Genomic DNA, 21,975 nt, shown 5'->3' with positions numbered 1-21,975 from the left:
TTCAGCTGGTCGGGACGCCGCCGGCCCGCAGCGCGCCGAGCAGGTCGTGGTTCAGCCGGGAGATGGTCTCCATCGAGATGCCCTTGGGGCACACGGCGGAGCACTCGCCGATGTTGCTGCAGCCACCGAAGTCCTCGGCGTCCTGCTGGGCCACCATCTTCAGCACCCGGCTGTCCCGCTCGGGCTGGCCCTGCGGCATGAGCCCGAGGTGGGAGACCTTGGCCGCGGTGAACAGCATGGCCGAGCCGTTCGGGCAGGCCGCCACGCAGGCACCGCACCCGATGCACGTCGCGGCGTCGAAGGCGGCGTCGGAGTTCTTCTTCGGCACCGGGGTGGAGTGCGCCTCGGGAGCCGTGCCGGTGGGAGCGCTGATGAACCCGCCGGCGGAGATGATCCGGTCGAAGGACGACCGGTCGACCGCGAGGTCCTTGATCACCGGGAAGCCACCGGAGCGCCAGGGCTCGATGTCCAGCACGTCACCGTCGGAGAACGACCGCATGTGCAGCTGGCACACGGTGGTCTGCTCCGGGCCGTGCGCGATGCCGTTGATCATCAGACCGCAGGAGCCGCAGATGCCCTCACGGCAGTCGTGGTCGAAGGCCACCGGGTCGTCGCCGTCGAGGATCAGCTTCTCGTTGAGCACGTCGAGCATCTCGAGGAACGACATGTCGGGCGAGACGTCGGTGACGTGGTAGGTCACCATCTTGCCCTTCTTGGTCCGGTCGCGCTGACGCCAGATCTTCAGCGTCAGGCTCATCGTCCGTGTCTCTGTGCTGGTCACTTGTAGCTCCGCTGTGCGAGGTGGACGTACTCGTACTCGAGGGCCTCGCGGTGCAGCACCGGCGGCTCGCCCTCCGGGGTGTACTCCCACGCGGCGACGTAGGCGTAGTTCTCGTCGTCGCGCAGCGCCTCACCCTCCGGCGTCTGGCTCTCGGCCCGGAAGTGGCCGCCGCAGCTCTCGTTGCGGTGCAGTGCGTCGACGCACATCAGCTCGGCGAGCTCGATGAAGTCGGCGACCCGGCCGGCGTGCTCCAGGTTCTGGTTGAAGATGCCCTGCTCGCCGGAGACCTTGACGTTGGTCCAGAACTCGTGCCGGATCTCCGGGATCCGGTCCAGCGCCTTGCGCAGGCCCGGCTCCGAACGCTCCATGCCGCACAGGTCCCACATCAGCTTGCCCAGCTCGCGGTGGAACGAGGCCACCGTGCGGGTGCCGTTGATCGACAGCAGCCGCTCGGTCTGGGCGCGGACGGACTGCTCGGCCTCGACCGCCGCCGGGTGGGTGGCGTCGACTGCGGGGAACGGCCCGTCGGCGAGGTAGTTGCTGATCGTGCTGGGGAGCACGAAGTAGCCGTCGGCCAGGCCCTGCATCAGCGCGCTGGCACCCAGCCGGTTGGCGCCCTGGTCGGAGAAGTTGGCCTCACCGATGACGAACAGACCCGGGATGTTGGACGACAGGTCGTAGTCGACCCACAGCCCGCCCATCGTGTAGTGCACGGCCGGGTAGATCCGCATCCCGGTCTCGTAGGCGTTCTCACCGGTGATCCGGTTGTACATGTCGAAGAGGTTGCCGTACTTCGCCTCGATGGCGGCCTGGCCGACCCGGGCGATGGCGTCGCTGAAGTCCAGGTAGACGCCCAGGCCGTTCGGCCCGACACCGCGGCCCTCGTCGCAGACCGCCTTCGCCTGGCGCGAGGCGATGTCGCGGGGCACCAGGTTGCCGAACGCCGGGTAGTTGCGCTCGAGGTAGTAGTCCCGCTCGTCCTCGGGGATGTCCTTGGGGTTGCGGTCGTCGCCGCGCTCCTTGGGCACCCACACCCGGCCGTCGTTGCGCAGCGACTCGCTCATCAGCGTCAGCTTCGACTGGTAGTCGCCGCTGACCGGGATGCAGGTCGGGTGGATCTGCGTGTAGCAGGGGTTGGCGAACAGCGCGCCGCGCTTGTGCGCCCGCCAGGCCGCCGTGACGTTGGAGCCCTTGGCGTTGGTGGAGAGGTAGAAGACGTTGCTGTAGCCACCCGAGGCCAGCACCACGGCGTCGGCGAAGTGGCTGGTGATCTCACCGGTGATCAGGTGCCGGACGACGATGCCCCGGGCCTTCCCGTCGACGACGATCAGGTCGAGCATCTCGGTGCGCGGGTGCTGCTCGACGTTGCCCAGCCCGATCTGCCGCTCGAGGGCCTGGTAGGCGCCGTAGAGCAGCTGCTGGCCGGTCTGGCCACGGGCGTAGAAGGTGCGCGAGACCTGGGCGCCACCGAAGGAGCGGTTGTCCAGCAGGCCGCCGTACTCGCGGGCGAACGGCACGCCCTGGGCCACGGCCTGGTCGATGATCGCGGCGCTGACCTCGGCCAGCCGGTAGGAGTTGTCCTCGCGGGAGCGGAAGTCACCGCCCTTGACGGTGTCGTAGAACAGCCGGTGCACGCTGTCGCCGTCGTTGCGGTAGTTCTTGGCCGCGTTGATGCCGCCCTGGGCCGCGACGCTGTGCGCGCGCCGGGGGCTGTCCTGGAACCAGAAGTTCTTGACCCGGTAGCCCATCTCGGCCAGCGTGGCCGCCGCCGAGCCACCGGCCAGGCCGGTGCCGACGACGATGATCGAGAGCCGGCGACGGTTGGCCGGGTTGACCAGCCGGGCGCGGAACTTGCGCTCGTTCCAGCGGTCGGGGAGCGGGACGTCGCGGGGTGCCGTGGTGTCGGCGATGGGCTCGCCCACGGTGAAGAGCTCGAGAGGCATGACGGTGTCCTTCTCTCTCAGTCGATCAAGCCGAAGGCGACGGACAGCGGTACGAGCAGGAAGCCCACGGTGATGACCCCTGCGACGAGGTAGGCGAGGCCGTTGACGGCGCGCTCGCGGCGCTTGTTCGTCTGGCCGAGGGTCTGCGTGGCGGCGAAGATGCCGTGCCGCAGGTGCAGGCCGAGCAGCACCATCGAGACCACGTAGAAGAGCGTGATCGGGATGTTGGAGAAGCTGGCGACCAGGCGGTCGTAGGGCGTGGAGTCGTGACCGACCGGGTTCACCGCACCGAGCGTGAGGTCCAGGATGTGCCAGATGATGAACAGCGCCAGGATCAGCCCGCCCCAGCGGACGGTGCGCGAGGCGAAGCTCTGCTGCACCCGCTTCTTGGTCACGTAGGGCACCGGGCGCGCGCGCCGGGCCTGGCGCCACAGCGAGATGGCCGCCCAGAAGTGCAGCACCACCGCGGCGAGCAGCACGATCCGGATGATCCACAGCGCCGTCTGGGCCGGGAGCGCCGGCTCACCGATGGTGCGGATCCACCCGGAGTAGCTGTTGAACGACTCGGGACCCGAGAAGGCCTTCAGGTTGCCCACCATGTGGGCGAGCAAGTAGAGGATCATGATGATCCCGCTGACCGCCATGACGGTCTTCTTCACGACCGAGTTGTCGAACCGGCCGGTCTTGGGGGCCCTGCGCTGGGCTGGCTGCGTCGTCACTGTCGCCACAGGGCCAAAGGTAAGCCCAGTGCCCACATGACACCCAGGTGAACGCACCGTGACACAGCTCATGTAAGGCGACCCTGACCGTTCCGGGGGTCCGGACGGGGGACCGGCCCGGCCGGGGGAGCGGTGTCACCACCCAGGGAGACGGCGGCCCCGGGGGTGGAGGAAGATCGTCCTCACCCCAGTCCGGTGCCCCGAGAGGACGACGACGTGCCTGGACCAACCCGCGGCTTCCTCGGCCGCCGCCGCGCGGCCGGAGACCCCCGGCTCCCACCCGGCCAGTACGACGCCGGCAGTGACTGGCCGGTGCTGACCGCCGAGCCCACGCCCCGGATCGCCCCGGAGACCTGGAGCATCACCGTCGACGGCGAGGTGGCCACCCCGACCACCTGGACCTGGGACGAGGCGCACGCGCTGCCGTCGGCCGAGTACCGCGGTGACATCCACTGCGTCACCACCTGGTCGAAGTTCGACACCCGGTTCGGGGGCATCAGCGTCGACTCGCTGCTCGACATCGCCCAGCCCACGGCCGAGGGCCGGTTCGTGATGGCGACGTCCAAGACCGGCTACACCACGAACCTGCCGATCGAGGACGTCACCGGTGGCAAGGCGTGGCTGGTGTGGGAGTTCGACGGCAAGCCGTTGACCGCCGAGCACGGCGGGCCGGTGCGGATGCTGGTGCCGCACCTGTACTTCTGGAAGAGCGCCAAGTGGATCAGCCGGATCACCGTGCTCAAGCGCGACCAGCCCGGCTTCTGGGAGCAGAACGGCTACCACGACCGCGGCGACCCGTGGAAGCAGCAGCGGTACCAGGGTGACTGATGGAGGACGCGCGCCGGCCGGGGGATGGCGGACGGCGACGGTCGCCGGGCTGCGCCGGCCGATCGCCCGGGCGGTGGAGCTGCGGCTGGACGTGCACGACCGCATCGACCACCTGCCCGGCCAGCACTACGTCCTCCGGCTGACCGCCGAGGACGGGTACACCGCGCAGCGTTCGTACTCGCTGGCCTCGGCGCCGGGTGACCCGCTGGTGGAGCTGTTCGTCGAGCGGCTGGACGACGGCGAGGTCTCCACCTACCTCGCCGACGTCGTGGAGCCCGGTGACGAGCTGGAGGTCCGCGGCCCGATCGGTGGCTGGTTCGTCTGGGACGGCGTCACCCCGGCACTGCTGGTCGGTGGGGGGAGCGGCGTCGTACCGCTGGTCGCGATGGTCCGGCACGCCCGGGCGCTGGGCAGGCTGGACCTGCTCCGGGTGGCGGTCTCCGCCCGCACGCTCGCCGAGCTGCCCTACGCCGACGAGCTGGTCGAGGCAGGCGCGCTGATCGCGCTCACCCGGGAGACGCACGGCATCCGCCCGGGGGCCCGGTTGACCGCGATGGACCTGCTCCCGCTGTGGGAGCCCGGGCAGACCGCCTTCGTGTGCGGGTCCGCGGGCTTCGCCGAGTCGGCCAGTCAGCTCCTGGTGGGGCTGGGGCTGCCGCCGGAGTCGGTGCGGGTGGAGCGGTTCGGGCCGTCGGCGCTGGAGCTGCCCAAGCGCTGACCGGGGTGCCGGGACGCAGTCGCCTGCGTCCCGGCACCCGGTGCGGGTCAGGCGGCCGGCGGCACCTGCGAGGCGGTCACCAGCGGCGCCCGCTCCCAGACGCGGTGCTTGCCCATCGCGGCGATCAGGTCACCGGCCAGGGCGCCGGCGCTGTCCGCGGTGAGCACGCCGGGGCCGTCGACGTCGATGCCGGTGGCGGTCAGCACGTCGGCGCCGTCGCCCCACGCGCCGATCGCCTTGAGCTGGCGGTAGCTCTCCAGCAGCAGGACGACCGACTTCACGTCCTTCTCCTTCGGCGCACCGCCGGCGACCACGACCGCGTCGAACTCGACCGACCGCGCGGTCACGAAGGTCCGCTCCACGACCTCGGTGGCGCCCCCGTCGCTCAGCTCGCCGCCGGTGGGGGCGATCAGCTTGGTCATCGCGCCCTCGGCCTCCAGCGCCTCGCGCAGCGCGGTGACCCCGGCGATGTCGGCGCCGGGGCCGGCGACGACGCCGACCAGCCGGCCCTCAATCGGGTAGGACTCCCCGGTCACCTGGGCCAGCGCCGGGCTGGGCGCCAGGTGCTCCACCGGCGTCCCCTCCGGTGCCGGGAGGCCGAGGCCCTCGGCCACCGCCCGACACAGCTCGGTGTCGATCTTCGCCAGCACGCCGAGCGTGCGCTCCTTGATCGCCTGCTCGTAGACCTTGCCGAGCTCGAACGTGTACGCCTCCGCGACGTGCTTCTGCTCGTCCGCCGAGAGGCTCGCGTAGAACAGCGCGGCGTGCGAGAAGTGGTCGTCGAAGGACGCCGGGGCGCCCCGGACCACCTCGCCGGCGACCTTCCGCGGGACGTGCACGTAGGCCGCCTGGCTCGCGTCGGCGAGGGCGGGGGAGTCGTCGTCCACGCTGTTCGGCTTGTACGCCGCCAGGCCCTCGGGGATCCCGTGCTGGTGGAAGCCGTCCCGGGAGTTGTCGTTGACCGGGGCGTGCGGGCGGTTGATCGGGATCTGGGTGAAGTTCGGGCCACCGAGCCGGCTCAGCTGGGTGTCCAGGTAGGAGAAGTTGCGGCCCTGCAGCAGCGGGTCGTTGGTGCCCTCGATGCCGGGCACCAGGTGACCGGTGTGGAAGGCGACCTGCTCGGTCTCGGCGAAGTAGTTCGTCGGGTTGCCGGTCAGCACCAGCTTCCCGATCCGCTGCACCGGGCAGAGCTCCTCGGGGACGATCTTGGTGGGGTCGAGCAGGTCGATCCCCTCGAAGGTCTCCTCGTCGGTGTCCGGCATGACCTGGACGCCGAGCTCCCACTCCGGGTACGCGCCGGCCTCGATGGCGTCGGCCAGGTCGCGGCGGTGGAAGTCCGGGTCGACGCCGGCGGCGATCTGCGCCTCCTCCCAGATGAGGGAGTGCACGCCGAGCTTGGGCTTCCAGTGGAACTTGACCAGCGACGTCTCGCCGTCGGCGTTGACCAGCCGGAAGGTGTGGATGCCGAAGCCCTCCATCGTCCGGTAGGAGCGCGGGATGCCCCGGTCGCTCATGTTCCAGATCGTGTGGTGGGTCGCCTCGGTGTGCAGGGAGACGAAGTCCCAGAACGTGTCGTGGGCCGACTGCGCCTGCGGGATCTCCCGGTCCGGGTGCGGCTTCCCGGCGTGGATGATGTCGGGGAACTTGATCGCGTCCTGGATGAAGAAGACCGGCATGTTGTTGCCGACCAGGTCCCAGGTGCCTTCCTTGGTGTAGAACTTCGTCGCGAAACCGCGGGTGTCGCGCACGGTGTCGGCCGAGCCGCGCGAGCCCAGCACCGTCGAGAACCGGACGAACACCGGCGTCTCCAGGCCCTCCTCGGCCAGCACCGCGGCCCGGGTGACCCCGGCCGCGTTGCCGTAGGCGGTGAAGACGCCGTGCGCCCCGGCGCCGCGGGCGTGCACCACGCGCTCCGGGATCCGCTCGTGGTCGAAGTGCATGATCTTCTCGCGGAGGTGGAAGTCCTCCAGCAGCACCGGCCCGCGGCGTCCCGCCTTCAGCGAGTGGTCGGTGTCCGGGATGCGCACGCCGTTGGGCGTGGTGAGGAACTCGCCGGCCTGGGCGCGGGGGTCCCGGCCCTTCTCGGGGCCCTCGTAGGCCACGCCGGTGGCGCTCACGGTGGCCGGGGCGGACTGGTCGGGCTGGCGCTTCGGGGGCATGCGGGAGCTCCTGTGCTCGGAGGAGGGGTCGAGGTCCGCTACCCGGTCCTCGGCGGTGCAGAAACGGCGCCCGACGACGTGTGACGTGGTCGGTGTCGGGTGTGGTCGGGTCGGCAGCGGGTAGGCCCGCGCAGGACCGCGGCGCCCGACTGCCCGGCCGTCGTGGCAGGAGAGCACCGTGGGCACCACCCGTGAGGACCTCGGGGAGACCAACCCCTCCAACGAGGAGTTCGCCGACACCGACGCGGCGCGCGAGGAGCTCGGCGACGCCGACGGCGCCACCGAGGACGAGCTGCAAGAGGCCTTCGACGCCATCGTCAGCGACGGTGCGCAGCGACTGCACCGCAACTGGCGTGAGGTGCTCACCACCGGCTTCGCCGGCGGGCTGGAGGTCGGCACCGGGGTGCTGCTGCTCTTCGCCGTCTACGCCGAGACGGGCAGCCACCTGCTGGCCGGGCTGGCCTTCTCGGTGGGCTTCATCGCCCTCCTGCTGGCCCGCAGCGAGTTGTTCACCGAGGGCTTCCTCGTCCCGGTGACCGCCGTGGCCGCCGGTCGGGCCAGCTTCGCCCAGCTGGGCAAGCTCTGGGGCGGCACCCTGGTGGCCAACCTGCTGGGCGGCTGGGTGTTCATGTGGCTGGTCGTCCGGGCCTTCCCGGACCTGCGGGCCACCGCGATCGAGAGCGCCGTCCACTTCGTGGAGTCGCCGCTGGACCTGCAGTCGGCGTCGCTGGCCTTCCTGGCCGGGATCGCCATCACGCTGATGACCCGGATGCAGCACGGCACGGAGTCCGACCCCGCCAAGATCGTGGCTGCGATCGGCGGCGCCTTCGTGCTTGCCGGGCTGCAGCTGTTCCACTCGATCCTGGACTCACTGATCATCTTCGCCGCGCTGCACGCCGGGGCGCCGTTCGGCTACGGCGACTGGCTGGCCTGGCTCTGGTACACCGTGCTGCTCAACATGGCCGGCGGGTTGTTCGTGGTCACCCTGCTCCGGCTGGTCCGCAGCAAGGACATGATCAAGGAGGAGCGGGCCAAGGCCGGCCACTGAGGTCAGCCGGCCTGCGCGGCCCGACGGATCGCCACGACGTAGCGGTCCAGGGCCAGTCGCTGCACCCGCCGGCTGACCGGCGCGCCCAGCCGGGCCAGCGGCGTCGCCAGCCGGGAGAACGCCCGCAGCGTGTAGACGACGTCGCCACCGGGCTCCAGCGTGACGACGAAGCACTCCTCACCGCTCTCCGGGTGCCCGGGCAGCGTGCCGTAACCGAACCCGCGCCGAGCGGGCTCGTCGACCGCCCACACCACCCGGCAGGGGATGTCCAGCCCCAGCCGGCGCAGCCCCGCGGTCATCAGCACGACCGTGCCCGGGGTGCTGGCCGGCCCGTCGGCCAGGACCCGCAGGCCCGCGCCGCGCTGAGCGGCCCAGCGGAACACCGCAGCCCCGGCCCGGTCGAACTCCGCCCGGCCCGAACCGACGACGACGGACCGCTCGACGTGGTCGTAGCCGGCGGGCAGCGTCGCCTCCTGTGTGGCCCCGACCTCCGGGTAGGTGAACGGCGCGTCGGCCAGCTGCGGCAGCGTCGTGCGGCGGAGGAGTCCCACCGCGTCAGTGTCCCCGGACGGGCCCCGGCCCGCCGGTAGGGTGCGCAGCACTGTGCTCCCCGCCGTCTCCGCCACCCGCTACGTCACCCCGCTGCGCGAGGGTGGCTCGCTGCCGGGGCTCATGGAGGCCGACGACCTCGGCACCTACGTGGTCAAGTGGCGGGCTGCCGGGCAGGGCGTGAAGGTGCTGGCCGCCGAGGTGGTCTGCGGGGAGCTGGCCCGCCGGCTCTCCCTGCCGGTGCCCGCGCTGGTGACGGTGGACGTCGTCCCGGAGCTGGCGGTGGGGGAGCCGGACCAGGAGGTCCAGGAGCTGCTGCGCAACTCCGCGGGCACCAACCTCGGGATGGACTACCTGCCCGGTGCACTGGACTTCGAGGCGGGTGCGGCCCAGGTCGACCCGGAGCTGGCCGGGCGGGTGCTCTGGTTCGACGCGCTGATCGGCAACGTCGACCGGTCGTGGCGGAACCCGAACATGCTCTTCTGGCACGGGCGGCTGCACCTGATCGACCACGGTGCCGCGCTGACGTTCCACCACAACTGGCCGGGGGCGCCCGCCGCCGTCCCCCGCGCGTACGACGCGGCCCAGCACGCGCTGGTGGAGTGCGACCCCGACGTCGTGGCCGCCGACGCCGCGCTGGCCCCGCAGGTCACCGGCCCGCTGCTCACCGAGGTGCTGGCGCAGGTGCCCGATGCGTGGCTGGAGGGACCGACGGCCGCGGAGCCCGCCGACGAGGTCCGCGCCCGCTACGTCGGGCAGTTGCTGCAGCGGCTGGCCGCCCGCGAGGCCTGGATCCCCGGCGTCGTCGCGGCGGCCGCGACCGGAGGAGCGGGACGACGGACCGCGCCGCGGGGGGAGAACCGGCCGACCTGGCTCGGCCCGCCGCCGCCGGAGGGCGTGACCCAGCGATGAGGGCTGTGACACTCAGGGACACCTTCGAGTACGCGGTGCTCCGGGTGGTGCCGCGGGTCGAGCGTGGGGAGTCGTTCAACGCCGGGGTGCTCGTCTACTGCCGGCAGCGGGACTACCTGGGCTCCCGGCTGCACCTGGACGTCGACCGGCTGCGCGCGCTCGACCCGACCGCGGACCCGGTGGCGATCACCGCCGCGCTGCAGGCGGCGGCCGACGTCTGCTCCGCCGCGGTCGGGGCGGGCGCCGCCGGGCGGGAGGCGCTGGGGTCGCGGTTCCGCTGGCTGACCGCGCCGCGCAGCACGGTCGTCCAGCCCAGCGCCGTGCACACCGGGCTCACCGCCGACCCGGACGCCGAGGCCGACCGCCTGCTGCGGCTGCTGGTCCTCCCCGTCCGGGCCTGACCTCCCGGTCCGAGGAGCGCGGTCCTGTCCGCTCCGGTGGCGTGGCCGCGGCCCCGACGCCGCACCCGTCCCAGGCGGTGGCTACTCAGCGTTTGCGGCTCGACACGATGCGCTCAGACGCCCCGCCGGGATCCCACGGGTCACCCAGCATTCGCCCCCCGCCCGTCGAGAGAGTGATGCACGTCACTTAGCGTCCCGGTCCTCAGCGCCCCACCTGACCAGAGGACTTCCCATGACGGACATCGCGCCCACCCGCCGTCGTCTGCTTCTCCCTCTCCTGGACTCCTTCCGCCATGGCAGTCGGACGCACACGACGTGCCACTACAAGTGCGGCAACGCCTGTGACGTCCCAGTGCCGAACAAGTCGGACAACCCGACCATCGGCGAGGTCGTCGAGAGCGCCTTCAGCCGGCGGACCCTGCTGAAGGCCGCCGGCGCCGGGGCGCTGGTCGTGGCGGCGGGGCCGTTGCGCACCACGCCCGCGCTGGCCACCGGGGGGCCGGGCGGAGGCTGGCAGCCGCACCCGGAGGCACCGCTCACCTTCGAGCCGGTCGAGCAGAACTTCCTCGACGAGCTCGTCACCGCCACCGGCTACGAGTACGCCGTCGTCCTGCGCTGGGGCGATCCGGTGGAACCGGGTGCACCGGAGTTCGACGTCGACAACCAGACGCCGGAGGCCCAGGCGAAGCAGTTCGGCTACAACTGCGACTACATCGGAGTGCTGCCCCTGGACCGGAGCGGGCGCCGGGCGCTGATCGTGGTCAACCACGAGTACACCAACGAGCAGCTCATGTTCGCGGGCGTGGCGGACGAGGACGCGCCCACCACCGACCAGCAGAAGCGCATCGCGATGATGGCCCACGGGCTCTCGGTCGTGGAGCTGCACCGGGACGGGGACTCGGGCAACTGGCGACCGGACCCGCGGGGGAAGCGCAACCGTCGGCTGACGCCGGCGACGACCTTCGAGCTCACCGGACCGGCGGCCGGCTCGGAGTACGTGCAGACCAACGCCGACCCGGCGGGCCGCCACGTCCTCGGGACGCTGAACAACTGTGCCGGCGGCACGACGCCGTGGGGCACCACCCTGCACGGGGAGGAGAACTTCAACCAGTACTTCGGGCCGTCGACGCCGTTCGCGGAGGACCCGAGGGAGCCGCGGTGGTCGCGCTACGGGATCTCCACGGAGGAGCCCGGCGGCCGCCGGTGGGACCAGGTCGATTCCCGCTTCGACGTCACCCAGGAGCCCAACGAGCCCAACCGCTTCGGGTACATCGTGGAACTCGACCCGTACGACCCCACTTCCACGCCGAAGAAGCGGACGGCGCTCGGGCGCTTCAAGCACGAGGGGGCCAACGTCCGGATCGCCGAGGACGGACGCGTGGTCGCCTACTCCGGCGACGACGAGCGGTTCGACTACATCTACAAGTTCGTGTCGAAGAAGCGCTACCGGCCCGGCTTCGACCGCGCGTCGCGCGCGCACAACATGACGCTGCTGGAGGAGGGGGACCTCTACGTCGGACGCTTCACCGGCGACTCGCCGCCCGAGCAGATCGACGGCCTCGCGACGCTGCCCGCCGACGGTGAGTTCGACGGCACCGGCCAGTGGCTCCCGCTGGTCAAGGACGGGCAGTCGATGATCCCCGGCAAGTCGGTGCCCTGGGTGCTCACCTTCACCCGGCTGGCCGCCGACCGGCTGGGCAAGCAGCTGGACGCCAACGGCGACTTCCCCGACCCGGCCGCACCCGTGGTCGTCGACCCGTCCCAGCTGCCCACCCGGATGGACCGGCCCGAGGACATCCAGGTGAACCCGGTCAACGGGCGGGTCTACGCCGCGCTGACCAACAACTCCCAGCGCGAGGTGGCCGACGAGGCGAACCCGGTGTCCCGGTCCTTCGCCTTCGACCTCGAGGACGGCACCTACGAGTTGCGGGACGGGAACCGGAACGGCCACGTGCTGGAGTGGCTGGAGACCGACGGGATCGCCGGGGACGACTTCTACTGGCGGGTGTTCATCGTGGCCGGTGACCCGGAGACCCCGGGGACCTACTTCGCCGGCTACGACAAGACGCAGGTCAGTGCCCTCTCGTGCCCGGACAACCTCGAGTTCGACCCCGCCGGCAACCTGTGGATCTCGACCGACGGGACCGTGCTCTCGACGAGGAACCGGGAGGTCGGCACGTACGCCGGGACGAACGACGGGCTCTTCGCCGTGCCCACGGCGGGGCCGGAGCGTGGCCACCTCAAGGCGTTCCTGACGGTGCCGATCGGTGCGGAGTGCAGCGGTCCGCTGATCACCCCGGACGTCCGCTCGGTCTTCGTCGCGGTGCAGCACCCCGGGGAGACGCCCGGGTCGACCCGGGAGGCGCCGTCGAGCACCTGGCCGGACCGGCTGGCCGAGCGGCCGTACCCGCGGCCCAGCGTGGCGGTCGTCTTCCGGCCCGACGGCGGTCGGATCGGCAGCTGACCCGGTGACGCAGGAGCCCGGCTGTACCTGCGGCCGGGCTCCTGCTGCGCCAGTGCCTCGGCGCGACACGCCCGGTCGTCCCCAGGGACCCCACCGGTCACCCTGGTTTCTGCTGCCGTTCACCGGATGGGTGGGTGGGCCTTCCTAGCGTCCGGGGTCGGACCGTCCACCCGACCAGAGGACCCCTCCCATGACGGACATCGTCCCCGCCCGCCGCCGTCTGCTGCTGCCGCTGCTGAACTCCGTACGGCACGGCAGCCGCAGCCACACGACGTGCTACTACAAGTGCGGCAACGCCTGCGACACCCCCGTGCCGAACACCACGGGCAACCCCACCATCGGTGAGGTCGTCGAGGGCGCGTTCAGCCGGCGGACCATGCTGAAGGCCGCCGGGGCCGGGGCCCTGGTCGTGGCGGCCGGTCCGCTGCAGGCCGCCCCGGCACGGGCAAACGAGGCGGATCTGCTGAACTGGCGGCCGGCGCCCAACGCGCCGCTCACCTTCGAGCCGGTCGAGCAGAACCTGCTCGACGAACTGGTCACCGCCACCGGCTACACCTACGGCGTGGTGATGCGCTGGGGCGACCCGGTGCTCCCGGACGCCCCGGACTTCGACGTCGACGCCCAGACGCCCGAGGCCCAGGCCATGCAGTTCGGCTACAACTGCGACTACATCGGGCTGCTGCCGCTGGACCGGAAGGGGCGGCGGGCGCTGCTGGTGGTCAACCACGAGTACACCGACGAGCAGCTGATGTTCGCCGGCGTGGCGGACGAGGAGGCGCCCACCACCGAGGCGCAGAAGCGCATCGCGATGATGGCCCACGGCATCTCGGTCGTCGAGCTGGCCCGGGACGGGGACACGGGCAACTGGCTTCCCGACCGGCGGGGGAAGCGCAACCGCCGGGTCACCGCGATGACCACCCTGGAGCTGACCGGGCCGGTGGCCGGGTCCGAGTACGTGCGGACCAGCGCCGACCCGGCGGGCCGGCACGTCCTCGGGACGCTGAACAACTGCGCCGGAGGGACGACGCCGTGGGGCACCACCCTGCACGGGGAGGAGAACTTCAACCAGTACTTCGGGACGTCGACGGTCATCACGGAGGACCCGCGGGAACCCCGGCTGGCCCGCTACGGGATCTCCACCGAGGAGCTCCCCGGCCGCCGGTGGGACGAGATCGACCCTCGCTTCGACCTCACCCGCGAGCCCAACGAGGTGAACCGCTTCGGCTACGTCGTGGAGCTCGACCCGTACGACCCCACGTCCACCCCGAAGAAGCGCACCGCCCTCGGTCGGTTCAAGCACGAGGGCGCCAACGTCCAGATCGCCGAGGACGGCCGGGTCGTGGCGTACTCCGGTGACGACGAGCGGTTCGACTACATCTACAAGTTCGTGTCCAAGGCGCGCTACCGGCCAGGCATCGACCGTGCGTCGCGCGCGCACAACATGACCCTGCTGGAGGAGGGCGACCTCTACGTCGCTCGCTTCACCGGCGACTCGCCGCCGGAGCAGATCGACGGCCTGGCGACCGTGCCGGCCGACGGTGAGTTCGACGGCACCGGCCAGTGGCTTCCGCTGGTCAAGGACGGGCAGTCGATGGTCCCGGGCAAGTCGGTGCCCTGGGTGCTCACCTTCACCCGGTTGGCCGCCGACCGGCTGGGCAAGGAGCTGGACGCCAACGGCGACTTCCCCGACCCGGCCGCACCCGTGGTCGTCGACCCGTCCCAGCTACCCACCCGGATGGACCGGCCCGAGGACATCCAGGTGAACCCGGTCAACGGCCGGGTCTACGCCGCGCTGACCAACAACTCCCAGCGCGAGGTCGCCGACGAGCCCAACCCGGTGTCCCGGTCCTTCGCCTTCGACGTCGAGGACGGCACCTACGAGTTGCGGGACGGGAACCGGAACGGCCACGTGCTGGAGTGGCTGGAGACCGACGGGATCGCCGGGGACGACTTCTACTGGCGGGTGTTCATCGTGGCCGGTGACCCGGAGACCCCGGGGACGTACTTCGCCGGCTACGACAAGTCCCAGGTCAGTGCCCTGTCCTGCCCGGACAACCTGGAGTTCGACCTGTCCGGCAACCTGTGGATCTCCACCGACGGGAACGTGCTCTCCACCCGGAACCGGGAGGTCGGCACCTACGCCGGGACCAACGACGGGCTCTTCGCCGTGCCGACGGCCGGAGCGGAGCGCGGTCACCTCAAGGCGTTCCTCACGGTGCCGGTCGGTGCGGAGTGCAGCGGGCCGCTGATCACCCCGGACTCCCGCTCGGTCTTCGTCTCGGTGCAGCACCCCGGCGAGACGACCGGGTCGACGCGTGAGTCGCCGTCCAGCACCTGGCCGGACCGGTTGGCCGACCGGCCGTTCCCCCGGCCCAGCGTGGCGGTCGTCTTCCGGCCCGACGGGGGTCGGATCGGCAGCTGACCAGCTGACCAGCTGACCAGCTGACCAGCTGACCAGGAGCCCGGCCGCGGACAGCGGCCGGGCTCCTCGCGGCTGCGCCCCCGGGGGTGCCCTACACGCCGTCGTCGGACTGGTCGTCCAGATGGAGGTCGGCCCGACGGGCGAACTCCACGTCGAGCTCGGTCACCCCGTCCACCGAGTGGGTGATCAGGTGGACGGTGAGGTTGCCGTAGCTGATCTCGACGTCGGGGTGGTGGTCCAGCTCCTCGGCGACGTCGGCCAGGGCCACCACGCACCGGGCTGCGCTGCGGAAGTCGATCCCCTTCACCCTGCGGTGGATGCCGTGGACGTCCCCCGCCCACCCGGGCAGTTCCTCCAGGGCGTCGGAGAGCTCGTCAGGGGTCAGCAGGATGCGGCGGGCCATGCCGGCAGTGTGCTCGCCGGGTCCGACAGGATCAGGTGTGCAGCCCGCACTCGACCTTGTTCTTGCCGGCCCAGCGGCCGGCGCGCGGGTCCTCGCCCGGGGCGACCGGGCGGGTGCAGGGTGCGCAGCCGATCGAGGCGTAGCCGATCTCCGACAGCGGGTTGACCGGCACCTGGTGCTCGGCGACGTAGCCGTCGACGTCGTCCTGGGTCCAGGCGGCCAACGGGTTGACCTTGACCATGCCGCGCTTGGCGTCCCAGTCGACGACCCGGGTGCCCGTCCGGGTCGCGGACTCGTCGCGGCGCACGCCCGACCCCCAGGCGGTGAAGCCGGCCAGCGCCTGCGCCAGCGGCTGCACCTTGCGCATCGAGCAGCAGAGGTCGGGGTCGCGCTCGAAGAGCTTGGGCCCGTGCTCGGCGTCCTGCTCGGCGACGGTCAGCAGCGGCTGGACGTTGTGCAGGGTGATCGGCAGGACGCCGGTGATCCAGTCACGGGTGCCGATCGTCTCGGCGAAGTGGTAGCCGGTGTCGAGGAAGACGACGTTCACGCCGGGGACGGCGCGGCTGGCCAGGTGCGCCAGCAGCCCGTCGGCCATCGAGGAGGTGATGGCGAAGGAGTCGCCGAACGTCTCCCCGGCCCAGGTGAGCACGGCCAGCGCCTGCTCGACCGGGTCGGTGATGCCCTCGAAGCGCGCATCGGCCTCGGCCGCGAGCTCCGGCGTCGGTGTGGTGATCGCGATCGTCATGGGTGCTGCACCCCCGTTCCGGTCAGCCGCAGGGTGAAGGTCCGCAGGCAGGCACCGCAGTGCCAGCCGGTCGCATCGTCACCGTGCGGGGTGAGGTCTTCTTCGCCGCAGTACGGACAGTGGAACGGTGGCAGCTGGCGCGTCCTTCCGGACGTGCTGTCTGTCACACCAGCCACTCATCGTCGGCCCGCGCCACGTAGGCAGCGAACCGCTCGCCGGGCTCACGGCGGTCCAGGTAGCCGCGGAGCACGCGCTCGCAGTAGTCCGCGGTCTCCTCCTTGGTGATCTTGTGGCCGCGGAACTTCCGGCCGAAGGAGGCGTCGACACCGAGGTGGCCGCCCAGGTGGACCTGGAAGCCCTCGACGCTCTCACCTGCGGCGTTGCGGACGATCATGCCCTTGAAGCCGATGTCGGCGGTCTGGAACCGGGCGCAGCTGTTCGGGCAGCCGTTGACGTTGATCCCGATCGGCTCGTCGAACTCCGGCAGCCGGCGCTCCAGCTCGGCGTAGAGCTCCTGGGCGTGCTGCTTGGTCTCGACGATCGCGAGCTTGCAGAACTCCAGCCCGGTGCAGGCCATGGTGCCGCGGCGGAAGGCGCTCGGGCGCACCAGCAGGTCGTGCTCGGCCAGCGCGGCGACCAGGTCCTCGACCCGGTCGTCGGGGACGTCGAGGATGACCAGCTTCTGCTGGGTCGTGGTCCGGATGCGCCCGCCCTGGGTGCCGTACTCCTCGGCGAGGTCGGCGATCCGGGTGAGCAGCGTGCCGCTGATCCGGCCGGTGCGCAGCGCGAAGCCCAGCGCGTTGTTGCCGTCCTTCTGCTTGCTGACCCCGACGTGGTCGCGCTGGTCGTGCTCAGCCGGTGCGGGAGCCGGGCCGTCGGGCAGCTCGGCGTGCAGGTACTCGTCCTGCAGCACCTGGCGGAACTTCTCCGGGCCCCAGTCGGCCATCAGGAACTTGATCCGGGCGTGGTTGCGGGACCGGCGGTAGCCGTAGTCGCGGAAGATCGAGGTGCAGCCGGCCCAGACGTCGGTGACCTGGTCGGGGCGGACGAAGACGCCGATCCGCTTGGCGAACATCGGGTTGGTGGACAGGCCGCCGCCGACCCACAGGTCGTAACCGGCCTCGCCGGCCTCGTTCACCACGCCGACGAAGGAGACGTCGTCGATCTCGGGCTCGGTGCAGTGGTCGACGCAGCCGGACATCGACGTCTTCCACTTGCGCGGCAGGTTGCTGAACGCCGGGTCGCCCAGGTACTTCGCGACCGTCTCGGCCAGCACCTCGGAGGCGTCGATCACCTCGTCGGCGAGGACCCCCGCCATCGGGCAGTTCAGCATCACGCGCGGGACGTCTCCGCAGGCCTCCATCGTGCTGAGGCCGACCGACTCGAGCCGTCGCCAGATCTCCGGCACGTCCTCGATCCGGATCCAGTGGTACTGGACGTTCTGGCGGTCGGTGACGTCGGCGACGTCCCGGCCGAACTCGGTGCTGATCCCGCCGATGACCCGGAGCGACTCACTGGTCAGCGCCCCGCCGTCGATGCGGGCCCGCATCATGAAGTAGGAGTCCTCGAGCTCCTCGGCCTCCAGCACGGCGGTCTTGCCGCCGGGGATGCCCTGGGCCCGCTGGGTGTACAGGCCCATCCAGCGCATCCGGCCGCGCAGGTCGCCGGGGTCGATGCCGTCGAAACCGGTGTGCGCGTAGATGTCCAGGATCCGCTGGCGCACGTCCAACCCGTCGGAGTCCTTCTTCATCCGCTCGTTCGGGTTCAGCGGCTCGCGGTAGCCCAGCGCCCACTGACCCTGTCCGCGGACGGGGCGGTTGCTGCTGCGGGTGGGGGTCGACACGTCAGTCGTTCTCCTCTGCGCCAGCACGCCGAGCGTGCGCGACGCGGCCGGGTGTGGGTGCAGCAGGGAAGCTGCGGGGGAGCGGGCCGTTGGTCAGCGCGCGGCGCGACAGGCGGCGCTGGAGACCCGCGCCAGGTCGACGTGCAGGCGCTCCACGAGAAGGGCGCCGCAGTCCGTCACGGTTCGATCGTGCCACACCGAGCCGACTCGTGTTCCCGTCCGCGCTCGCGGTCAGTCCGCGGCCGGGACGCCGAAGGAGCGCCACGCACTGTCCAGCTCGATCATCTCGGCCACGTGCGGCGGCATGGTGCCGGCGACGACGTCGGCCAGGGTCACGTTCTCCAGCACCCGGCGGTAGGACTCCCGGGCCGCCACCCACACCGAGGCGAGCGGCCCGGCGGCGCCCGGGTACTCGACGTCCTCGGGGCGCTGCCCGTGCACCTCGGCGAGGAAGCCCTGCTCCACCCGCATGACCCGGGCGACGGAGATCTCCGACGGCGGCATCGCCAGCCGGTAGCCGCCCTCCCGGCCGCGCTGGCTGGTCACCAGCCGGGCGTGCTGGAGGTCGCCGAGGATGGCCTGCAGGAAGCGGGCCGGGATGCCCTGTGCCTGGGCGATCCGCTCGGAGGTCAGCGAGTCGGGTGCCACGGCGGCGAGTTCGACGGCGGCGCGGACTGCGTAGTCGACCCGGGCGGAGATGCGCACGACGTCCATCCTGCCGTGTCTGCGACGCTGCTCCCCGTGTTCCAGCTGCGGTTCACCACCTTGGTGGAGGCGCCCCTGACCGTCGCCTTCGACGTCGCCCGGTCCCTGGGGCGGCCGTGGCCGCACCCGTTGCAGGAGGTCGTCTCGGAGCGGCCCTGGCGCGACGTGCACGTCGCGGCGGCCGGCAGCGGCTGGCGGACCCTGGTCCACACCCGCTCCTTCACCGCCACCGCGGCCGGCACGCTCGTCGAGGAGCAGGTCGACGCGGAGGCCGCGCTGCCGGCGTGGCTGGCCGGGCTGGTGCCGCGGCGCCGGGTCGCGCGGGCCATGCAGGCACACCTGGACGCCTACGCAGCGGCGGCCGGCCGGCGGGCGCAGGAGGTCACCCAGGTCGTCGGTGCCGCGTTGGTCGACGACCGGCAGCGGGTGCTGGTCGCCCAGCGGGGCTCGGGGCCGCTGGCCGGGCTGTGGGAGTTCCCCGGCGGCAAGGTCGAGCCGGGGGAGCCCGAGGTGTCGGCGCTGGTCCGGGAGTGCCGGGAGGAGCTCGGTGTCGGGATCGCGCCCGAGGCGTTCCTCGGGGAGGTGCCGCTGGACGGCGTGGTCGCCGGCGGCCTGCCGGGCGCCTCGACCCTGCGTCTGTACGGGGGCCGGATCACCGCAGGTGAGCTGGTCGCCCACGAGCACAGCGAGCTGCGCTGGCTGGGGCCCGAGGAGTTGGACGACCTGGCGTGGATCCCGGCCGACCGTCCGCTGCTCCCCGCCGTCCGTGCCCTCCTCGCCCGCCGCTGACCCGCCCGATGCGAGAGCGCCGCCCCCGGCGGACCGGGGACGGCGCTCTCGACACGGCTCAGGACCGGGTCACTTGAAGACGTCCTTGACCTTCTCGCCGGCCTGCTTGACGTTGCCCGCAGCCTGGTCGTTCTGGCCCTCGGCCTTCAGGTCGGGGTCGTTGGTGGCGTCGCCGACGGCCTCCTTGCCCTTGCCGGACAGCTCCTGGGCCTTGTTCTTCATCTTGTCCATGCCGCTCATGGGGACTCCTCCGTCGTGGACGCCGGGGACCGGCGTCGGTGCAGCGGTACCCGGCTGCGGTGGGCGCACACGCTCAGTGAGCGGTCCGCGCGCGCGGCAAGATCACGTTCTCCGGGGTGTGCTCCGGACGGCCGGAAAGTGTGCGGCCGAGGGCGTCATATTGCCACGATGTTTCAGGTTCCCAGCCATGGTCGTTTGCACAGGTCACAAAATGATGACGGCCGTGGACGGCCTCTTCCAGCACTGCCTAGGGTCTGGCCGTTGCGCTCGTCCGAAAGCGTCCCGACAGCTGGATGACAGTGCGTGTTCATGTAGGTGCCCAGTCCGCCGGGCGATCCCCGGTCGGTCAGACCTGATCGTTCCCCCCGCTCCTGCGGGTCGAGGAGGCAAGCGAACGTGAAGTTGAGCAAGCGCACTTCCATGCTCATCGCAACCGGGCTCACCGGTGTGATGGCGCTCTCGGCGTGTGGCGGCGGTGGCGACGACGGTGGCGACGAGAACGCCAGCGGCGGGTCGGGGCGGGTCGTCTTCGGTGAGTCCACCGACTTCCCGGAGAACCTGTTCCCGAACATCGCGGCCGGGAACGCGGTGTCGACCGCGAACATCATCCACGGGGTGCTGCCCGGGGCCTTCAACGTCCTACCGGACTTCAGCGTTGTCTACAACGAGGACCTCCTGACCGAGGAGCCGACCCTCGAAGAGGTCGACGGGCAGCAGGTGAACACCTACGAGATCAACCCCGAGGCGGTCTGGAGCGACGGGACCCCGATCACCGCCGCCGACTTCGAGTTCACCTGGCGGAGCAGCCGTTCCGGTGACCCGGCGGACGGCGGCTGCGCGGCCAACCTCTCGACCACCGGCTACGAGCAGATCGCCTCCGTCGAGGGCTCGGGTGACGAGGACAAGACCGTCACAGTGACCTACGAGACCCCCTTCTCCGACTGGCAGTCCCTGTTCAGTGGTGACTTCGGCGGGGGGCTGCTGCCCGCCCACCTGATGGACGACGAGGACCCGGTCGCGCTCTGCGAGACCCTGACCGCCGGCTGGCCGATCGCCGAGGGCCTGCCCAACGACATCTCCGGTGGCCCGTGGCAGGTCACGGCCGAGAACATCGACGTCGGCAACCAGGTCGTCGTGCTGACGCCGAACCCAGAGTGGTGGGGCGAGGGGCCGGAGCTCGAGCAGCTGGTCATCCAGAACATCGGCAACGACCCGACCACCGCGGTCCAGGGCCTGCAGTCCGGTGAGCTCGGCGTGATCTACCCGCAGCCGCAGCTGGACCTGGTCGACCAGGTCCAGGAGCTCGAGCCCAACGTCGAGAGCGACATCACCTTCGGGCTGTCCTTCGAGCACCTCGACTTCAACACCACGGGCCCGATCCTGAACTCGCTGGCCGTCCGCCAGGCCTTCGCCATGGCGCTGGACCGCGAGGAGATCGTCGACCAGACCGTGGGTCAGTTCTCCAGCGACGCCGAGGTGCTGCAGAACCGGATCTACTTCAACAACCAGCCGCAGTACGAGGACACCGCTCCTGAGGAGTACAAGGGCCAGAACACGGAGCAGGCCCGGGCACTGCTGGAGGGTGACGGATGGGTCGCCGGCCCCGACGGCATCTACGTCAAGGACGGGCAGCGCCTGACGGTCCAGATCGACACCACGGCCAACAACCCGCTGCGGCAGACCACCATCGAGGTCATGATCCCGCAGCTGGCCGAGGCCGGCATCGAGGCGACGTTCAACGCCAACCCGGACATCTTCGAGAGCGCCGAGTCGCCCACCTCGCTCGAGGGTGGCGGCTTCCAGGCCGCCGTCTTCGCCTGGGTGGGGTCGCCGCTCCGCGGTGCCACCCAGTCGATCTACTCCTCGCCGCAGGGTGACAACATCCAGCAGAACTACTCGCGTCAGGGCACCCCGGAGATCGACGCCCTGTTCGCCGAGTTCGTGGCCGAGCCCGACCCCGACGCGCAGGCCGAGCTGGGCAACCAGATCGACGCGCTGCTCTGGGAGCAGGTCGCCACGATCCCGCTGTACCAGAAGCCGACCTTCATCGCCCACCAGAGCTCGATCAACGGCGTCGAGGACAACTCGAGCCAGGCCGGTCCGCTCTGGAACTCGGCGACCTGGACTGTCGAGTGACTCGGTTCCACCCAGCACGGCACAGTTCCACCCAGCACGGCACCACCTGAGCACGACCGCACCGCCCGGTCCGGCGCCGCCCTCGGCGGCGCCGGCCACCGGCTGCCGTGGCCCCCGGGAGACCGTTTCCCGGGGGCCGCGGTGTGTGCGGGCCGATGTGACGACGGCGT

Annotated in this window: 20 protein-coding genes; 9 read left to right on the top strand and 11 right to left on the bottom strand. The window is 71.3% G+C overall.

Annotated elements, in window-relative coordinates; genetic code table 11:
* Position 1: 1 nt before the first annotated feature.
* Genes O2W15_RS02745 through O2W15_RS02735 form a run of 3 tightly spaced genes read right to left on the bottom strand, consistent with a single transcriptional unit; the run spans position 2 to position 3,452 of the window.
* Complete coding sequence (locus O2W15_RS02745; protein WP_269178289.1) at positions 2–757, bottom strand: succinate dehydrogenase/fumarate reductase iron-sulfur subunit; 756 nt, start codon at positions 755–757, stop codon at positions 2–4.
* Between the two features lie 20 nt (positions 758–777).
* Positions 778–2,724 (bottom strand): fumarate reductase/succinate dehydrogenase flavoprotein subunit, encoded by a 1,947-nt coding sequence (locus tag O2W15_RS02740; protein WP_269164958.1) that lies wholly within the window; start codon positions 2,722–2,724, stop codon positions 778–780.
* Positions 2,725–2,741: 17 nt separating this feature from the next.
* Positions 2,742–3,452 carry a succinate dehydrogenase cytochrome b subunit gene (locus tag O2W15_RS02735; protein ID WP_269164957.1) on the bottom strand — a complete coding sequence of 237 codons (711 nt, stop codon included), beginning with the start codon at positions 3,450–3,452 and terminating at the stop codon, positions 2,742–2,744.
* Between the two features lie 207 nt (positions 3,453–3,659).
* On the opposite strand from O2W15_RS02735, the gene O2W15_RS02730 reads away from it, so the two are divergent.
* Positions 3,660–4,271: a sulfite oxidase-like oxidoreductase gene (locus O2W15_RS02730; protein ID WP_269164956.1), complete on the top strand. Its 612-nt coding sequence runs from the start codon at positions 3,660–3,662 to the stop codon at positions 4,269–4,271.
* The gene (locus O2W15_RS02725; protein ID WP_269178288.1) at positions 4,264–4,989 is read left to right on the top strand and encodes an FAD-binding oxidoreductase; all 726 of its coding nucleotides are present in this window, start codon (positions 4,264–4,266) and stop codon (positions 4,987–4,989) included. The genes O2W15_RS02730 and O2W15_RS02725 overlap by 8 nt, the downstream gene beginning before the upstream one ends.
* A gap of 47 nt (positions 4,990–5,036) precedes the next feature.
* Here the strand turns inward: O2W15_RS02725 and O2W15_RS02720 are convergent, their stop codons facing one another.
* Positions 5,037–7,148 (bottom strand): catalase, encoded by a 2,112-nt coding sequence (locus O2W15_RS02720; RefSeq protein ID WP_269178287.1) that lies wholly within the window; start codon positions 7,146–7,148, stop codon positions 5,037–5,039.
* Between the two features lie 178 nt (positions 7,149–7,326).
* Between O2W15_RS02720 and O2W15_RS02715 the strand changes: the two genes are divergently transcribed.
* Positions 7,327–8,196, top strand: a complete 870-nt coding sequence (locus O2W15_RS02715) for a formate/nitrite transporter family protein (RefSeq protein WP_269164953.1) — start codon at positions 7,327–7,329, stop codon at positions 8,194–8,196.
* Positions 8,197–8,198: 2 nt separating this feature from the next.
* Here O2W15_RS02715 and O2W15_RS02710 read toward each other — a convergent pair whose 3' ends face one another.
* Entirely contained in the window at positions 8,199–8,747 is a 549-nt protein-coding gene (locus tag O2W15_RS02710; protein ID WP_269178286.1) for a DUF1990 family protein, read from the bottom strand.
* Between the two features lie 40 nt (positions 8,748–8,787).
* Between O2W15_RS02710 and O2W15_RS02705 the strand changes: the two genes are divergently transcribed.
* The 4 genes from O2W15_RS02705 (at position 8,788) to O2W15_RS02690 (ending at position 14,944) form a co-directional block, all read left to right on the top strand.
* Positions 8,788–9,657 (top strand): HipA family kinase, encoded by an 870-nt coding sequence (locus tag O2W15_RS02705; RefSeq protein ID WP_269178285.1) that lies wholly within the window; start codon positions 8,788–8,790, stop codon positions 9,655–9,657.
* On the top strand, positions 9,654–10,058 hold the full coding sequence (locus O2W15_RS02700) for a DUF3037 domain-containing protein (protein WP_269178284.1): 405 nt from the start codon (positions 9,654–9,656) through the stop codon (positions 10,056–10,058). The genes O2W15_RS02705 and O2W15_RS02700 overlap by 4 nt, the downstream gene beginning before the upstream one ends.
* A gap of 232 nt (positions 10,059–10,290) precedes the next feature.
* Positions 10,291–12,522, top strand: a complete 2,232-nt coding sequence (locus O2W15_RS02695) for a PhoX family protein (protein WP_269178283.1) — start codon at positions 10,291–10,293, stop codon at positions 12,520–12,522.
* 190 nt (positions 12,523–12,712) lie between these two features.
* Entirely contained in the window at positions 12,713–14,944 is a 2,232-nt protein-coding gene (locus O2W15_RS02690; protein ID WP_269178282.1) for a PhoX family protein, read from the top strand.
* Between the two features lie 91 nt (positions 14,945–15,035).
* Here O2W15_RS02690 and O2W15_RS02685 read toward each other — a convergent pair whose 3' ends face one another.
* From O2W15_RS02685 to O2W15_RS02670, 5 genes are all read right to left on the bottom strand, one after another.
* Entirely contained in the window at positions 15,036–15,347 is a 312-nt protein-coding gene (locus O2W15_RS02685) for a 4a-hydroxytetrahydrobiopterin dehydratase (RefSeq protein ID WP_269178281.1), read from the bottom strand.
* Between the two features lie 31 nt (positions 15,348–15,378).
* The gene (locus tag O2W15_RS02680) at positions 15,379–16,092 is read right to left on the bottom strand and encodes a phosphoadenylyl-sulfate reductase (protein ID WP_269164946.1); all 714 of its coding nucleotides are present in this window, start codon (positions 16,090–16,092) and stop codon (positions 15,379–15,381) included.
* Between the two features lie 163 nt (positions 16,093–16,255).
* The gene (locus O2W15_RS02675; protein WP_269178280.1) at positions 16,256–17,935 is read right to left on the bottom strand and encodes a nitrite/sulfite reductase; all 1,680 of its coding nucleotides are present in this window, start codon (positions 17,933–17,935) and stop codon (positions 16,256–16,258) included.
* Between the two features lie 93 nt (positions 17,936–18,028).
* Positions 18,029–18,115, bottom strand: coding sequence for a putative leader peptide (locus O2W15_RS23950; RefSeq protein ID WP_371327776.1), 87 nt, complete (start codon positions 18,113–18,115; stop codon positions 18,029–18,031).
* A 51-nt stretch (positions 18,116–18,166) separates the two neighbouring features.
* On the bottom strand, positions 18,167–18,649 hold the full coding sequence (locus tag O2W15_RS02670) for an RrF2 family transcriptional regulator (RefSeq protein ID WP_231558426.1): 483 nt from the start codon (positions 18,647–18,649) through the stop codon (positions 18,167–18,169).
* 27 nt (positions 18,650–18,676) lie between these two features.
* Here O2W15_RS02670 and O2W15_RS02665 point away from each other — a divergent pair, with 27 nt between their 5' ends.
* Positions 18,677–19,429, top strand: a complete 753-nt coding sequence (locus tag O2W15_RS02665; RefSeq protein WP_269164944.1) for a (deoxy)nucleoside triphosphate pyrophosphohydrolase — start codon at positions 18,677–18,679, stop codon at positions 19,427–19,429.
* 69 nt (positions 19,430–19,498) lie between these two features.
* Here the strand turns inward: O2W15_RS02665 and O2W15_RS02660 are convergent, their stop codons facing one another.
* On the bottom strand, positions 19,499–19,669 hold the full coding sequence (locus O2W15_RS02660) for a CsbD family protein (RefSeq protein ID WP_269164943.1): 171 nt from the start codon (positions 19,667–19,669) through the stop codon (positions 19,499–19,501).
* 396 nt (positions 19,670–20,065) lie between these two features.
* Here O2W15_RS02660 and O2W15_RS02655 point away from each other — a divergent pair, with 396 nt between their 5' ends.
* Positions 20,066–21,805 carry an ABC transporter family substrate-binding protein gene (locus O2W15_RS02655; RefSeq protein ID WP_269178279.1) on the top strand — a complete coding sequence of 580 codons (1,740 nt, stop codon included), beginning with the start codon at positions 20,066–20,068 and terminating at the stop codon, positions 21,803–21,805.
* The last annotated feature ends 170 nt before the right edge of the window (positions 21,806–21,975 follow it).

Source organism: Modestobacter sp. VKM Ac-2979 (genome assembly GCF_026967995.1).
Taxonomy (GTDB): Bacteria; Actinomycetota; Actinomycetes; order Mycobacteriales; family Geodermatophilaceae; genus Modestobacter.
This window is presented reverse-complemented; position numbering and strand designations above follow the sequence as displayed.